The following is a 14,889-nucleotide window of genomic DNA, read 5'->3' as shown; positions in this document are numbered from 1 at the left end:
GGGGCGGTGTGCAGTCCGGCGGGCAGGCGGGCGGGGTCGGCGCACAGGGCGGTTGCGGCGATGAGGGTGCCGGCGCGGTAGGCGTCGTAGCCCTGGTTGGGGATGGAGTCGGCCTCGAAGAGGTTCATCGAGCGGCCGTTGCCGAGCAGGGTGGCCGCCCGTCCGCCGGGCAGGGGCAAGCGCAGGCCGATCCCGGGGATCTCAGTGGCGTCCTGGGCACGCGCTCCCTCGGTCAGGACGGAGAAGTCACGGGTGGCAAAGGGCGCCAGCAGGACTTCGTCGGGCAGCAGCGCCACCTCGTGCTCAGCGAGGGCGATCTCGCCGGTGGTGCCGATCACCAGGAACGGGGCCTCGGCGGTGAGGGCCTGGCGGGCAGTGCGGTGGGTGGTGTAGCCGGCCTCGGCGGCGCCGATCAGCGCGAGCGGGTCAGTGTCGACGACCGCCACCCGGCAGCCGAGAGTGCGCAGCGCCGGTGCCAGGCGCGAGCCGAGGGTGCCGTGGCCGAGGAGCAGGACCGGGCGGCCGATGAACTTGCGGTCGGGGACGATGGCGCGCAGGCGGCGCAGGCAGGAGTCGGCGATCTCCCGGTAGCCGAGGTGGCTCTTGACCTGAGAGCGGGCCAGGTTCAGCACTGGGATGGCTAGGGGACCAGCAGCGGTGATGCGCTTGATGCCGCTGACCGTCAGCTCGAGGGCGGCGTCGACCTGGCGTGGCGCTCCGGCGGCGCCGTAGCCGCGGGCGAGCAGGCCTCCGTCGTCCACCACTAGGATGCGGCGGCCAGCCGCGTGAGCCTGGTCGATGAAGGTGTCGATGGCCGCGGTGACGTGCTCCAGTTCGGCGCTGTGCGCGTTGGGGTTGTTGACGGCGCTGTTGTCCAGGACGTCGCTGCGGTAGCCCCGGGCCAGGAAGGTGGCGTGGACGCGGTCGCGGTTGAAGGTGCGATCACCCTTGTCGAGCGCGAAGATCCACTGTGGAGGGATGCCGGCGCGCTCCATTCCCAGCAGGAAGCCGACGGAGTGCTCGAGGTAGTGGTCGCGAAAGAGCAGCGCCCACTGCTGGAACGCCGGGTTCGGTGCGCTGTAGCGGTCGACCAGGGGCATGGAGGCGCGGATGCCGTCCAGTTCGGTGGCCGTGTAGGGGAGAGTGACCTCGGCCAGGCGCTGGTGGAGCTCGTGGGCCAGGTCCGCGCCCTCGGCCGGGCCCGGGTCGATCAGGATGTCGAGCGCGGCCGGTGATGGCAGCTGGAAGCCGAGGGTGCGCGGCGGCTGTGGCGCGAGAGCCTGCCACCGGACCGTCACTAACGGCACCCCGGTGGATGAGGTGCCAAGGGCGAGAGCATTGTTGCCGCGCCGATGGCAAGCGAGGCGGTGACGGTCGGCGAGCGCCTGGGCGATCATACGGACCGTCTCCGGGGTGACCGGGCCGCGCAAGACTATCCACGCCCCGGGATCGGTCAGAGCTGCTGTGCTGATCGGGAACTCCTTGGGTACGACCCACCGGTTGGGCGGGAGCGGTCAACGAGCGTGCTGCGTGGCCGCCTCACCCAACGCGGCCTCCACCTCCTCCAGGCGCTCGAGCAGGCGCTGGGCGGCGGCATGCCGCAGCAGCCAGAAGCTGTCGAGATCGTCCTGCAGCAGGCCGGGCTCGAGGTAGTGCTGCTTGACCCCGTACAGGCTGGTCACCAGTTGGAGCAGCGCGACGCGGGCGCAGGCGCGCACGTCGGCGGCCGGCAGGTGGGGATTGGTCTCCAGGTAGGCGCTGGCCAGGGTCACGCCGGAGGTGATCCAGTCCTCATGCAGTACGACGGCGCGGGGGTCGAAAGCAATTCGACCCAGCTCGTAGGCGGTCAGGAACGGGTCGGGCGGCAGGAAGTCGAGGACGGCGGTGAGGGCGTCGCCGTCGAAGAGCAGGTTTACCGCGGAGTAGTCGCCGTGCAGGACCTGGGTCGAGAGCGGGGGCAGGTCCGCGATCAAGCCCGGGACGCGGTGCAGCATGGAGCGCCGCTCGGTCAGCGTCCGCAGCGCCTGCTCGTCGAAGTCGTCGCGCTGCGCCCGCTCGTTCACCACACCCAGCAGCTTGTCGACGCCCGCCTCCAACTTCTGAAGGTCGGGGTTCATCCACCGGTCGAGCTTGGAGGAGGTATTGGCGGCGGCCGGGTGGCCGGCGAACGCGTGGTGGATCGTCCCGAGCGCCCGGCCCGCGGCGCGCTGCTGGGCCGGGTTGAGCCCGTCCTCGACGGTGCGCCCCCCGACCCACTCCCAGACCGAGATCGCGTGCCCGTCGTGCTCGATGATGGCCTCTCCGACGCGGGAAGGGCGCACTGTGGCGACCGGTACGCCGTGCTTGCCCGCGAGTCGGCTCTGGGCGATCGCTGCCCGCTCGGCGGGGAGGTCGGTGCCGGCGGGGTAGTGCTTGACGAACAGCGTCGTCTGGTCGGGGAGCTGGGCGCGGTAGTTGACGGTCACCTGTCCGATCGGCAGCCGCTCCAGCACGGCGCCCGGCAGGTCGTAGCCGCGCTCCAGGGCCGTGGCGAGGGCGGTGGTCTCGGTGTTCGGCATAACGCCGTCTCCTGACTACGAGTAGTAAATGGGTGAACACCCTACGGTCTCAGCAGGGTCGTTGGACATCGGTCCACCATGCGGCCGCTTCCCGATGCCGCGTCAGGCACTCTGTGCGGGTGCGGGGTTGGCCGGTCCACTCCATGGCGACCTCGATCTCCTGCCCCGCGGCGATCCGGGCCTGGGCGAACTCGGCGACCACCCGGTGGCCAGGCTCGTCCAGGCCCCTTCCGCTGTCCGACAGGTGAAGGACCCGGGTGCGGGCCAGGACCCGCTCCAGGTGATCCCCCGCGCCGGCGCCAGCCGCGTGGAAGGCGGCGCCGAGCTGCGCGGTGTCGGCCAGCAGGCCCAACTGCGGGGAGCGGTCGAGTAGTTCCTCCAGTGTGGCGAGCGCCGTTTCCGTGAGCCATCCGGGGTGGTGGAGCTCGGCCAGCAGCGGCACCCCGACGGAGGGCAGCGACCTGCCCCGGAAGGCGCCCGCGTCGGCGGGCAGGATGCAGGCAAGTAGTCGCACCCAGCCGGCGCCCAGCGCCTTGGCGGCCCGCGCTAGGCCGACCAGCTCGCGCACCGCTGCAGCCCGGGTACCTGGGTCCGGGGCGAACAGGTCGGCCAGATCGAGGTCCGCGCTCACGCCGGTGATCGGCACCGACTTTCGGGCGCAGTGCCGCCAGTGGGCCAGCGTCGCGGGGGCGCGGCGAGCCAGGTCGACGCCGCGCGGCCCGCCGCGCAGGTGGATAAACGGGATCCGCTCGGCGGCTGCCCAGGCCAGCAGCTCGGGGACGTCCAGGCCGCGGACGGAGATGCTGTACAGGCCGACTCCGGGTGCATTCATGCCGTCCGCCAGTCAAAGACGATGACCGGCTCCGCCGGACGCCCCGGGCCGGTGAGCAGCGCGTAGAGCTCGGGCGCTCGGGTGCCGGATACCGTCCGGCACCAGGAGGGGAGCAGCTCCGCGGGCAGCCGCTCGGTCAGGAAGGCGGCCGCGGTGCTATAGGCGTCACGGTAGGCGGCCGCCTCCTGGGCCGCGAGCTCGTGCATCCCCACCACCGTCCACCCGGCCCGGTGCACCTCGATAGCCGACAGCGAGGCGGTGGGCTCCGGGGTACCCAGCAGGCCCAGGACGCCGCCGGGCTCGGTGAGCGCGGCCGCGTGCCGCGGGTCGCCGGCGGCGTCGATGACCAGCCTGGCCGCCACCGGGGTGCCGGGCACAACGCAGGTGACGCCGGGGGCGCGGCCGATCGGCGCGTGCCGACGCGATGTCACCACCCGCACGTTCGTAACGCCGCGGCGGTGAAGCTCCAGGACGCAGCCGAGTGCGACCGGCCCGGAACCGACCACGATCGCTCCGTCCAGCTCGACGCCGGGCACCCGGTCAAGGCCGAGGAGGGCCATCTGCTGGAAGCGGGCCAGCGCGGCGACTTCCACCCCAGTTCCGGCCGGGGCGATCACCGCACCGTGGTGCTGCGGGTCGAACGCCGCGCCGTGTGGGACCGGGGCCAGCAGCCAGGCGCTGTCGGCCTGGCCCAGGGTCATATATCCAGCATCCCGGTCGGATCCGGCCAGATGGCGCCGCTCGGTGCCGGGACTGAGCACGCTGTACTGCCCAGCCACCATGCCCTCGGGCACGGCGACGGCAGGGAACAGGTGGGCGCGGCCCGCGTGGAGCCGAATCCGGGCCCCCGCGTGCAGGGGCCGGGCGCGCGGTTGCTCAGGCATTATCGACCTCCCAGGTCGGCGGGCAGAACGGCGGACTGGACGAGGGCCTCGATGTGCGTGGCGATCGGCTGCGGTGCTCCCCAGGCTGTGTGCAGCGGAAGGTACTCGGCGAGCCTGCGCACCTGAGCCAGGCGGCGCCGGCTGCCGGCTACGTCCTCGAGTCGGCGCAGCGCCTGCTCGCCGTCGTCCAGGAGCCGATCCAGCAGGTGCCCACTGGCGCGCCACCACACGTTCGCGGCGGTGTGGGTGTCGAGCTCATTGAGCACACCGTTTCCGGCCTGCGGGTCGCCATCCACGTCGACCACGACGGCCGCCACCACGGTGACCGGAGACCAGGGCGCCATCTGCCGCTCCAACAGACCGCCACAGGCGGCGAGGTCGAGTCTGGCCGGGCCGTCGGCGGGCAACTGCAGGCCGGGAAACCAGCGTCGGACCGGTGCGCGGCGCACGATGAACGCGGACGTGCCGCCTACGACGAGCGGGCGATCCTGCCCGCGCCCGCAGTCCACGACCGCCACGTCCCCGGCCAGCACCTGCCAGCCGCGCCCGGCCAGGGCGAGCGCCACCAGCGACTTCCCGGCGCCGTGCCCGCCTAGCAGCAGTACCGCCCCGCCACCGCCCGGATGCTGGAGGGCGACGGCGTGCACGCACAGCGCCCCGTGGGCAAGGTGCAGCACGTGCAGCTGGGCGTTGACGCACCGCCGTACGTCGCCCTCGCCGAGTCCGGCCGGCAGCACTACCGCCCCAGCGCCCGTGGCCTCGGTGACTCCGCCAGCGGCGACTCCGGGTAGATGCCGGACGATCCGCTCCCACCAAGCCGCGGGCACCCCCGCCGCCCGCACCGTGAGCGTCCGCCCGGCACTCGACACCACGTAGCAGCGGTACCCGGCGCTCACGGGTACCCGACCAGCGGCACCACCGGGGCCAGCGCCCGCCACACATCGGCCGTCGCCAGTCGGTCCGCCGGAACGTTCAGCGCAGCGGCGGGAACCCCGCCCAACAGCTCTGCCCTGTTCCCGACCCCGGCAGCCTGCTCCGCGAGCCTCGGGCCGCCCATCAGGCCCAGCGCGTCACTCACATACAGCAGTTGCTGCGGCACACGCGCTGCCGCCGCCACCGCCTCCCGAACCCCGGCCTCCGGCAAACTGTCGGCCCGGACACCCTGCTCGCTTGCCTCGGCGGAGCGGGCGACGACCACCGCGCCGAGCGGAACCGGTGGCGAGTAGGGCACACTCAGGGCCTGGCGATGCTCAGGCGGACTGAACAGCACCCGCCGCCGCGGCACCCCCGCCACCACCGTGCGCTCCGCCCGACCCACAGCCGGCAGCTGCCCGGCGAACAACTCGGCGGGTACCGCGACCCTGGTCGGCCAACCAACCACCAGCCCACCCGGGCCGGCCAGCACGAGGTCGTCGGCCAGGAACAGCGCGCCCCTCTCGCGCACGGCCCGGTGCGCCAGCGTGGACTTGCCACCGCGCTGCCCGGCCAGGAACACCAGTGCGGCACCGTCGACCGCCACCGCCGAGGCGTGCAGCATCCGCCATCCCGCCGCCAGCAGTCGGGAAGCGAAGAACACCCGCGCCAGCCAGTCCGCCCACCGCACTCCCACCCCATCACCCGGCGACACGACCAACCGTGTCGCGCGATGCGCGGCGTCGACCTCCAGCAACACCGGCGCCGCGCCGCGCCGGTAGCGCGCGGCCAACCGAAGCACTCCCTCAGCCGTATCCAGCACAGCCAGCTGCCGGCCGCTGTACGGCAGGGCGAGCACCAGCAGGCCCTCGAAGAGCGCTTCCACCTCGACGACCGATTCCGCCTGATCCACGATCAGGGTCCAGCCCGGCTCACCCTGCGTCGACGGGTCCACCTCGCACGCTGGAGCGAGCACTCCCACCACCGACTCCACCAGCCGCGGACTCGGCGCCGCGATCCGCAGGCGCAACCCCGCCAGCAACAGGTCTGCCCGCACCCTGTGGGCATCCGCCACGGAACCGACGACGAGCGAAACTGTGTCTACCATCTTCCTGACCTCCCAACACCTCGACGCACCGCCAGCGGATGTCGCAGGGGAGCGGATTCCGCGATGCTGGCATAGTCGGCCTCAACTGCTCTATTCCCGAAGGAATATGGCCGATTGCCTAGGGTGCTCAGGGCGCGCAGCTCGCGCGCGAGATGATCCTGTCCGCATTACGCCACTTTGCCGATAGATAGGCGAAGAGGTTGGCACACTGGGGCCAACTGATGTGCCGGGTAGCAGCGAGGCCTAGTCGGCGTGCCACATCGCCGACTCGGAGTACTTGCGCCGAGCGGCGCGATCGGGGGATTCGCCGACGGGCTCAACTTGTGGCTACCACGGGAGCGGTTGACGCTCGTAGAACAGACCGCCGGTGGGACCGTCATTCGGGAGAGTGGCGAGCCAGACCGGAGTCTCCGCGCCGACATCGGGTGAGCGGCTCGTCGCGCCGTAGGCCATGCGGGTATTCATCTGTCCCGGTGAGGCGGCGTTGACGAGGATCCCTGAGCCGGAGAGTTCAGCCGCCAGGATCCTGGTCAACGCGTTCACTCCGGCCTTCGAGACACGGTAGCTGACGTTCCCAGCGCCCATTGACTCCAAGGAACCCAGGTGGCTGGAGATGTTGACGATGCGGCCGTAGCCGTTCTTCTGCATCTCGGGGATGGCCGCAGCACTGAGGCGCCAGGCGCCGAGTAGGTTGGTGTCGAGGGTCGCTCGGACCTTCTCGAAGTCGGGGGTGGACGCCGGCTGCGCTCGGTCGATGGCGATGCCGGCGTTGTTCACGAGCACGTCGAGGCGACCGTGATGACCGGCGACGTCGGCGACGGCCCGCGCGACGCTCGCGGGATCGGTGACGTCAAGCTGGTGCGACGAGACCTCCAAGCCGTTGGCGGCTAGTTCCTGAGCAGCCTCGTCCCCGGCCCGACCGTCACGAGAACCGATGACGACGCGCAGGCCGTGCTCGGCCAGGCTGCGGGTGATGGCGAGGCCGAGGCCGCGGTTGCCGCCACTTACCAGAGCAACCCGATGAGGAGAGACATGGTTCATGCGATCAGTGTGGCAAGGCGGTGATCGAGCCTGGCCATCAGCGGGTCTGTTCCTGCCTGTGGGAACTGCTCGCGTACCCGTCGGGCGCGCTCGACATTCCGCTGCGAGGGGGCATCGTGGATGAGCTCGACGGCGGAGCCTAGGAGGGAAGCGGCGTGTTCGGCCTCGCCGAGGTCTAGCTGAGCCGCGGATGCGCGGACGACGTAGGTCGCTCGGTCGCGTGTCTTCCCGCTCGGTAGGAGACGCAGGGCGGACGTGAAGCTGTCCGCAGCCTCGGCCGGGCGTCCCAAATCAAGCTGACATGTTCCGACTTGTGCATGGAATTCTGCTTCATCAAAGTACCCAACCCAGCTCGGATCACTGTCGCTGGTCGAGGCTCGGGCGAAGGCTCGTTCAGCCAAGGCGAGGGAACGACCGCAGGCTGAGACGTCACGGAGCGCGGCCTCCGCGCGGGCCTGGCGCAGGAGAAGCATCGCCTCGGTCCGCGGTGAGACCCCACCGGCGCCCTCAGCGGCGCTGCGTGCCAGCGACAACGCCTCGTGTGGCCGGCCGAAGTCGTAGCACTGCAAGCTCATCGACTTCAGGACGTTTGCGCCGATGGCACGGTCATCAGCGCTGTGTGCAGCGTGGAGTGCGGACACCCAGTAGCGCTGAGCGGCGGCATGGAGGCCAGCGTCGAAAGATGCGAAGCCCGCAATCCGGGCGAGTTCAGCAGCCAGGCGTAGCAGGCGCTGCCCGTCAGCTGCAGAGTAGGCGGAGCCAGTCAGGATGGCGGTCACGACGCCGAGTTCGGCGTCCATCAACCGGCGGGCGCGTTCACCGCCGCAGGCCGCCTCCAGTTCACGCAGGCGAGGGAGACCCTCCTCCATGCGGGTGACGAGGCTGCTGCTCACGCGCCCCCCTGAGAGAACTGAGGTCAGGGCCGGCGGCTCCACGTCAAGCCAGTTCTGGGCCAGGGTAGTAAGGACTGGCCCGGTCAGCATCATGAATCCTCGGCGATCCAGCACGGCGTGCTCCAAGGTGTCTTCCAGCGACTGCAGGCTTCCTTGTGCAGTCCACGGGAATCCCGTGCTGATCGGATCGCCATCCGAGATCCCGGATGGCGATCCGAGCTTGACCAGCCGCTTGGAGGGGGCAGTGTCCTGCAGCCCTTCCACCATACGACCCTCGCTCCAAGGCTTGACTCGGCGCACGTCCTCAAAGGCGTTGCCACCAGGCGCCATTGGTGCAAATCTCACCAGCTCGGGCGGTACGCCGAGGTTGGTCAGAAACTCCACGATGCGCTCGATGTGTGTCAGCTGAGAGCGGCCGGATTCCAGCTTGGAGAGGAAGCCCTGACTCAGGCCGGTGATTTCGGCCAGGTCGTCTTGCCGCAGCGGCACGATCTCCCGAAGGCGACGGCTTAAGGCACCAGGTTTCCATCGGGCAAGGGATTCTCTGACCTGGGGGTCCCGCCACACGCGGTCAGGGATTGTCGGATGGGCGGTGGTAACTCGAGCGGATTTGCCGCAGGGCCCACAGAGGTTGTCGCCATCCGAGTTGTACCTGCTGAGTGTGCAGCCGCACCGTGTGCACCGTCGCTCGTCCACGCTGTCGTTCCTCCCTTTGGTGGACTCGATCGGGTCCTGACCGGTATTCCCCGCAGAATATTCCGTTAGGAATGTTCCCCAAGTGGACCTTGTAGCACCCTACTTCGGGCGGGAACAGCCGGAGCCCGAATCCATCAACCTGTCGAGCACGTCATCCAGCTCCGCCTGTCATTCTCGCCCCCGCTCGCCGGCCGGCCGTGGAACGTCCCAGGACGTCCCCCAGCCGTCCGTCACCGTGGTGATCCCGTCCACCGGTCTGTCGGCAGCATTGACCAGACGCCGATGGATGATCCCGAAGCCCTTTCCTGCTGCGGTTGCGTCCAACCAGCTCGGCGCCGTAGCGGGGAAGAACGGGCCGCGCACGTCGTCCCACCGGCGCGGCCCACCCTTGACCGTCCGCTCGCCGCGTTACCCCCTTCGCGGCGAGCGGGTGCACCAATGAGCTCAGCCGCCCAATCTGAGCTTGCCGCCCTCCAGCTCCGGCTCCCGGCGCGGTATTCCCCCTGGCCGCCCGGGAGCCGGTTCCACCACTCCCATTAATCAGCCCCGCACCACGAGCAACGTCCGAACCATGCAGATGACCGTCGAGGACCACCATGACCGTGCTGAAGACCGATCAGGCGGCGCCCGCCGAGCAAACCGTCGCGGCTGGCGCACCGGAACTTGGTGGCCGCCTGCTCTGCGTCGACGAGTGGGAGCCGGCCAGCGGCAACCTGGAGCTGCGTCGACCGACCCGGGCGAGGCTGGATGACACACTCCTTGGCGGCAAGGACAACCTCCCGCCGGACCGCGCGGCAGCGGAGGCGCTGCTCAAGGTGGCCCCGGCCTTTCGCCAGTCGCTCCATGCCCGACGGGAGTTTGCCGTGCGGGCGCTCTCGTACCTGGCCCGGGTGCATGGGGTGCGCGATGTGCTGGTGCTCGGCGCCGGCCTTCCAGCGGAACCGGCCGTCCACGCGGTGGTGCAGGCAGTCCAGCCCGCGGTCAGGGCCGTGTACGTGGACGACGACCCGATGGTGCTGACCCACCTGCGGGCCCGGCTCAACTGCCGTCCGCCCGGGCGGATCGCCGCGGTGCTCGGCCAGCTTGGGCGACCGGAGGAACTGCTGGCTACTTCGCCGGTGAAGGCGTTGCTGGAGCCGGGACGGCCGGTGGTCCTGGTCGTGGAATCGGCGCTCGAGTTCATGCCTGATGAGCAAGATCCGCAGGGCTGCTTGGCGGCGCTGGTGGAGGCTCTGCCTCCCGGTTCGTGGGTGGTGCTGGCGCACGCGACCGCGGACTTCACCCCGAAGGCGTGGGAGAAGGTCGCAGCGGTCTTCGCACGGCACCGGCTGCCGATTCATCCGCGGTCGGTGGAGGAGGTGGCCGGCTTCTTGGATGGCCTGAGGCTGTCGGCGCCGGGGCTGACCGTGCTGAACCGGTGGCCTCGCCTGACGGATCAGCTCACCCCGGCCGAAGTCTCCCGGTACGGTGCCGTGGGCCGGAAGTCGGGTGTTCGGTGATGGGCCCGGTAGCGCCAGCGGTTGGTGGGATGATCGCCAGCTCTGTGGTCGCGCTGCTGGTGGCGGTCTCCTCCTTGTGGTCGGCGGACGCCTTGCGCCGTCGTGCCAACGCGGCGGAGCGGAAGGCCGAGACAGCGGCGCGGAAGTTGGCGGCTGCTGGCCGACGCGGCGGCGGGGCCTTGGCTGCGGCGGAAGAGCAGTTGGCGGAGGCAGTCGGCTCTGGCTCGGGCGCGGTGTCAACGGCCTTGGTGCAGGCGTTGGCTGGTCTGCAGGCTGAGCGCGGCCGGGTGGACGAGGTGATCGGGCAGCTGGTTGCGGCGGTGTGCTCGAACGCCCGGGGCGTGCCGCTGTCGTGTCCGCGGTGCGGTACCGGACGATCCGGCACGGATGCAGATTGGTCGGGGCGCGGGACAGGCGCCCGCCAAGGCAGCGGGTGGCGGCGATGAGCGGCGGTCCCACAGCCGTTGGCCGGCCGGTAATCCACCCGGCAGGTCTGGACGAGCCGCTTCGGATGGTGGTCGAAGAGGTGGAGGCCGGCCGCTGGATGGCGATGCGGGAGCTGCTGGCCGCGTCGCATAGCTCACCCGGCGTACGGACGGCGCGCACCCAGGTCCTTGCAGCGGTCGCGGCCGGGACGACGGTGGTAGAGACGTGGTGCCGTGAGGAGCCACGCAGCGCGGACGCGGAGGTGATGCTGGCCCGGGTGGCGGTGGAGCGGGCGCTGCGTGCCGGACGCCAACTCCAGGACGCTGCGGGTGTTCTGGCACGGTCGGCTCGGGACCGCTGCTGGTCCGCCGTGAACGCGGCGCCGGGGGATCCCGTGCCGTGGGTGTGCCTGCTCGCACTCGGCCAGCTCAGCAGCCTCAGTCTTCTACGCGACTACCGCTCGCCCGCGCCGGCGGGTTCGTTCCTTCCCGCAGGTCCTTGGGAACTGCTGCACGAGGCCGTGCGCCGGGATCCGGTGTGCCGCGAGGGCCACGTGCGGATGCTGCAGTTCTGGCTCTCCCGGCCAAGCCACGCGATGTCGTCGGTGTGGAGCTTCGTCACCCTGGTCGAGGGCTGGGCACCGGCCGGGTCGCCGCTGCTGGTGCTTCCGCTGCTGGCCCACGCCGAGCAGTACCGGCTGCAGCGAGAGAACCGGGCGTCCCTCGGGCCGAGGGAGACCGGTCACTGGCGGCTGCAGGAGTCGGTGATACGGCGTACCGACCGTGCCTGGCGCGGCTGGTTCCGGCGCTGGGACCGGGAACCTCCCACCGCTGTGGACTTGAACCTGCTGGCGCACGCGCTGTGGGCCGGTCGGAGGTACGCCGAGGCAGGCGAGGTGTTCCAGGCGATCGGACCGCACGCCAGCCGAATCCCCTGGGCCTACGTGGCAACCGGAAACGACGGGCCCGAGCAGGCCTTCCTCGACGCCCGCGCCCAGTGCGTACGGCACTGACCACACGGCCGGCGGCACCAGGTCCGCCGGCCATATCACGACTCCCCCTTCATTTCTTCGATCACGGAGGCTTCTGATGGCGCGCTCCCACCGATCCGTGCCTGGTGCCGCTGACGAGGCGTTACTGCGCCAGCTCGGCTACCAGCCCCAACTGACCCGCCGAATGTCAGGTTTCGGGAACTTCTCAATCTCCTTCTCGGTGATCTCCATCCTGTCCGGGTGCATGACCCTGTACGGCTTCGGCCTTGGGGCTGGCGGGCCAGCAGTGATGATGTGGGGCTGGGTCGGCGTCGGTGCGATGGTGATGCTGGTCGGCTCCGCGTTGGCGGAGGTCACCTCGGCCTACCCCACCAGCGGTGCGCTGTACTTCATGGCGGACCGCTTGGGCGGTAAGGGATGGGGCTGGTACACCGGCTGGCTCAACCTCCTGGGCCTGCTTGGTGGGATCGCCGGAATCGACTACGGGGCGGCCACCTTCATCGGGGCCCTGGCCAACCTGCAGTTCGGCTTCACCCCGACCCCGGGGAAGCTGATGGTCATCTACACGGTGATCCTGCTGCTGCACGCGCTGCTGAACCTGGCCGGGGTGCGCCTGGTCAGCGTGCTGAACAGCATCTCGGTGTGGTGGCATCTCGGCGGCGTGCTGCTGATCGTCGGCGCTCTTCTCCTGGTCCCCAGTCAGCACCAGTCGACGAGCTGGGTGTTCGGGCACTACGCGAACTCGACGGGATGGCACAACCCGCTGTACGTGGCGCTGATCGGCCTGCTGATGGCTCAGTACACCTTCAGCGGGTACGACGCCTCCGCGCACCTGTCGGAGGAGACGGTCTCGGCGGCGCTGTCGGCCCCGCAGGGAATCGTCCGCTCGATCTGGGTCTCGTGGGCGGCGGGGCTGGTGCTGCTCTTCGGCCTGACCTTCGCGATCAAGGACTACGCCGCCACGGCCGGCACCGCCACCGGTGTGCCCCCTGCGCAGATCTTCCTCGACGCCCTGGGGACTCGCGGGGCTGAGGGCCTGCTGATCGTGGTCATCCTCGCCCAACTCTTCTGCGGGAACGCCGAGACCGCCGCGGCGAGCCGGATGGTGTTCGCCTTCAGCAGGGACGGGGCGCTGCCCGGCAGCGCCTGGTGGCGGCGCACCTCGGCGCGCACCGGCACCCCGGTAGCGGCGGTGTGGCTGTCGGTCGTGGCGGCCTGGCTGCTCGCACTGCCAGCCCTGTGGTCGATGACCGCCTACAACGCCGTCACCGCGATCAACATCGTCGGCATGACCCCGGCCTACGCGATCCCGGTGTACCTGCGGCTGCGCGCCAAGTCCCGCTTCACTCCGGGCCCGTGGACTCTGGGCCGGTGGAGCCGCCCGATCGGCATCGCGGCCGTGGCGTGGGTGGTGGTGGTCACGGTGCTGGTGTGCCTGCCGCAGAGCAACCCGATCACCGCCGACTCCTTCAACTACGCGCCCCTCGCCCTCGGCGCCGTGCTGCTCCTGGCGACGGTGTGGCGGTGGATCGCCGGCCGCTCCTACACCCCGCCCGCCGCCGCGAGCGCCCGCATGACCGAGCTGGCCGGGGAGATCGTCTGATGACCGGCCAGACCAGCACGCCGCGCGGCTTGAACTCCGAGCTGCTGGCCCTCCCACAGCTGCGCGAGGCGATTACGGCCGGCCAGATCACCACCGTGATGCTCGCCCTGGTCGACGTTCAGGGCCGGTTGAAGGGCAAGGCGTTCGACGCCGTCTACTTCCTTCGCCACTTCGTGGACAGCCCGGGCGAGGGCGAGATGTGCGCCTACGTGCTGGCCACCGACATCGAGATGGCCCCGCTGACCGGGGTGGAACTGGCCGGCTGGCAGACCGGGTTCGGAGACTTCCGCGTCCTGCCTGACCTGGCATCCGCGCGGCTGCTGCCGTGGCGGCCCGGCACGGCACTGGTGTTCGCCGCCGCCGTCACCCCCGACGGGACGGACCCCGTCCAGGTGGCGCCGACCGCCATGCTCGCCCAGCAGATCAACCTCCTCGCCGAGGCCGGACTGAGCGTGAAGGCCGGCCTGGAGGCGGAGTTCGTCCTGTACCGAGGAACGCTCGCGCAGGCCGCCGGACAGGGCTTCCAGGGGCTTACCCCGGTGACCGCAGACAACCGCGACTACTCCCTCGACCATCCGGCCGGCCTGGTGCGCTACCTCCAGCGGCTGACCGAGATGCTGCGTCGGGCCGGCCAGCCGGTTGAAGCGGTCAAGACCGAGTCAGCCCCTGGCCAGGTGGAGATCACCTTCCCGTACGGGGACCCGGTGGAGGCAGCCCGCGGGCACCTGCTGCTCAAGCACGCAGCCCGCGCTGTAGGCGAGCGCATGCGGCTGCTGCCCACCTTCATGGCCGCCCCCGCCACCGGCATCGGCTCCGGGCTGCACCTGCATCTGTCCCTGTGGGACGACGCCGATGCGCCCCAGATGGCCGACCCCGACCGTCCCGGCGAACTGTCCGAGACTGGCCAGCACGCCATCGCGGGCCTGCTGGAGGCCCTGCCGGTGCTGGCGCCGCTGTGGGCACCGACGGTCAACTCCTACAAGCGGTTCCGCAGGAACAGCTTCGCACCGACCCGCTACACCTGGGGCCGAGACAACCGCACCTGCGCGGTCCGCGTGGTGGGCCACGGCCCAGGACTGCACGTGGAGGTGCGACTCGCCGGGGCGGATGCCAACCCCTATCTGGCGCTGGCAGCGTCGGTCGCCGCGATGCGGCACGGCATCGAAACCCGCCTCGCACCGCCCGAGCCGGTCAAGGGCAACAGCTACCGCACCACCGCGGGCAGCCCGCTACCCGCCACGCTGCGCGAGGCCGCGGACCTGTTCGAGTCGAGCACGCTGCCCGGCACGCTGCTCGGCGAGGACGTCGTCCAGCACTACGCCAGCCTGGCCCGCGCCGAACTCGCCGCCCACGACAGCCGGGTGACCGACGTGGAGCTGCAGCGCGGCTTCGCCCAAACCTGAACCTCCGCCCTGTGGTGGGGCCTTGGACCGCTGCGCCCAGCCG

Annotated in this window: 12 protein-coding genes; 4 read left to right on the top strand and 8 right to left on the bottom strand. The window is 70.7% G+C overall.

Annotated elements, in window-relative coordinates:
- The 8 genes from LN042_RS19125 to LN042_RS19090 form a co-directional block, all read right to left on the bottom strand.
- On the bottom strand, window positions 1-1,298 hold a 1,298-nt coding region (locus tag LN042_RS19125; protein ID WP_230052483.1), incomplete at its 3' end, for a Rossmann-fold NAD(P)-binding domain-containing protein.
- 216 nt (window positions 1,299-1,514) lie between these two features.
- A complete protein-coding gene (locus LN042_RS19120) occupies window positions 1,515-2,558 on the bottom strand; it encodes a phosphotransferase enzyme family protein (protein ID WP_230052482.1) in 1,044 nt (347 codons plus the stop codon).
- A gap of 49 nt (window positions 2,559-2,607) precedes the next feature.
- The gene (locus LN042_RS19115; RefSeq protein WP_230052481.1) at window positions 2,608-3,390 is read right to left on the bottom strand and encodes a sugar phosphate isomerase/epimerase family protein; all 783 of its coding nucleotides are present in this window, start codon (window positions 3,388-3,390) and stop codon (window positions 2,608-2,610) included.
- Window positions 3,387-4,274, bottom strand: coding sequence for an MDR/zinc-dependent alcohol dehydrogenase-like family protein (locus LN042_RS19110; RefSeq protein ID WP_230052480.1), 888 nt, complete (start codon window positions 4,272-4,274; stop codon window positions 3,387-3,389). The genes LN042_RS19115 and LN042_RS19110 overlap by 4 nt, the downstream gene beginning before the upstream one ends.
- On the bottom strand, window positions 4,274-5,170 hold the full coding sequence (locus tag LN042_RS19105) for a hypothetical protein (protein ID WP_230052479.1): 897 nt from the start codon (window positions 5,168-5,170) through the stop codon (window positions 4,274-4,276). The genes LN042_RS19110 and LN042_RS19105 overlap by 1 nt, the downstream gene beginning before the upstream one ends.
- Window positions 5,167-6,294, bottom strand: a complete 1,128-nt coding sequence (locus tag LN042_RS19100) for a phosphoenolpyruvate carboxykinase (ATP) (protein WP_230052478.1) — start codon at window positions 6,292-6,294, stop codon at window positions 5,167-5,169. The genes LN042_RS19105 and LN042_RS19100 overlap by 4 nt, the downstream gene beginning before the upstream one ends.
- Before the next feature lie 327 nt (window positions 6,295-6,621).
- Window positions 6,622-7,335 (bottom strand): SDR family oxidoreductase, encoded by a 714-nt coding sequence (locus tag LN042_RS19095; protein WP_230052477.1) that lies wholly within the window; start codon window positions 7,333-7,335, stop codon window positions 6,622-6,624.
- Window positions 7,332-8,795 carry an NsdA family TPR-like regulatory protein gene (locus tag LN042_RS19090; RefSeq protein ID WP_372495769.1) on the bottom strand — a complete coding sequence of 488 codons (1,464 nt, stop codon included), beginning with the start codon at window positions 8,793-8,795 and terminating at the stop codon, window positions 7,332-7,334. The genes LN042_RS19095 and LN042_RS19090 overlap by 4 nt, the downstream gene beginning before the upstream one ends.
- Window positions 8,796-9,520: 725 nt before the next feature.
- Between LN042_RS19090 and LN042_RS19085 the strand changes: the two genes are divergently transcribed.
- The 4 genes from LN042_RS19085 (at window position 9,521) to LN042_RS19070 (ending at window position 14,846) form a co-directional block, all read left to right on the top strand.
- Window positions 9,521-10,423, top strand: coding sequence for an SAM-dependent methyltransferase (locus LN042_RS19085; RefSeq protein ID WP_230052475.1), 903 nt, complete (start codon window positions 9,521-9,523; stop codon window positions 10,421-10,423).
- Between the two features lie 511 nt (window positions 10,424-10,934).
- A complete protein-coding gene (locus LN042_RS19080) occupies window positions 10,935-11,861 on the top strand; it encodes a hypothetical protein (RefSeq protein WP_230052474.1) in 927 nt (308 codons plus the stop codon).
- 76 nt (window positions 11,862-11,937) lie between these two features.
- Complete coding sequence (locus LN042_RS19075; protein ID WP_230052473.1) at window positions 11,938-13,443, top strand: amino acid permease; 1,506 nt, start codon at window positions 11,938-11,940, stop codon at window positions 13,441-13,443.
- Window positions 13,443-14,846, top strand: coding sequence for a glutamine synthetase family protein (locus LN042_RS19070; RefSeq protein WP_230052472.1), 1,404 nt, complete (start codon window positions 13,443-13,445; stop codon window positions 14,844-14,846). The genes LN042_RS19075 and LN042_RS19070 overlap by 1 nt, the downstream gene beginning before the upstream one ends.
- The last annotated feature ends 43 nt before the right edge of the window (window positions 14,847-14,889 follow it).

This window comes from Kitasatospora humi (assembly GCF_020907985.1).
Classification (GTDB): Bacteria; Actinomycetota; Actinomycetes; order Streptomycetales; family Streptomycetaceae; genus Kitasatospora; species Kitasatospora humi.
The sequence above is the reverse complement of the archived record's forward strand: the minus strand, read 5'-3'. Positions and strand labels throughout refer to the sequence as shown.

Bases quoted from the DNA above. Each gene is read 5' to 3' on its own strand.
- LN042_RS19120 (WP_230052482.1), bottom strand. From the start codon at position 2,558: ATGCCGAACACCGAGACCACCGCCCTCGCCACGGCCCTGGAGCGCGGC.
- LN042_RS19115 (WP_230052481.1), bottom strand. From the start codon at position 3,390: ATGAATGCACCCGGAGTCGGCCTGTACAGCATCTCCGTCCGCGGCCTG.
- LN042_RS19110 (WP_230052480.1), bottom strand. From the start codon at position 4,274: ATGCCTGAGCAACCGCGCGCCCGGCCCCTGCACGCGGGGGCCCGGATT.
- LN042_RS19100 (WP_230052478.1), bottom strand. From the start codon at position 6,294: ATGGTAGACACAGTTTCGCTCGTCGTCGGTTCCGTGGCGGATGCCCAC.
- LN042_RS19095 (WP_230052477.1), bottom strand. From the start codon at position 7,335: ATGAACCATGTCTCTCCTCATCGGGTTGCTCTGGTAAGTGGCGGCAAC.
- LN042_RS19085 (WP_230052475.1), top strand. From the start codon at position 9,521: ATGACCGTGCTGAAGACCGATCAGGCGGCGCCCGCCGAGCAAACCGTC.
- LN042_RS19080 (WP_230052474.1), top strand. From the start codon at position 10,935: ATGGTGGTCGAAGAGGTGGAGGCCGGCCGCTGGATGGCGATGCGGGAG.
- LN042_RS19075 (WP_230052473.1), top strand. From the start codon at position 11,938: ATGGCGCGCTCCCACCGATCCGTGCCTGGTGCCGCTGACGAGGCGTTA.
- LN042_RS19070 (WP_230052472.1), top strand. From the start codon at position 13,443: ATGACCGGCCAGACCAGCACGCCGCGCGGCTTGAACTCCGAGCTGCTG.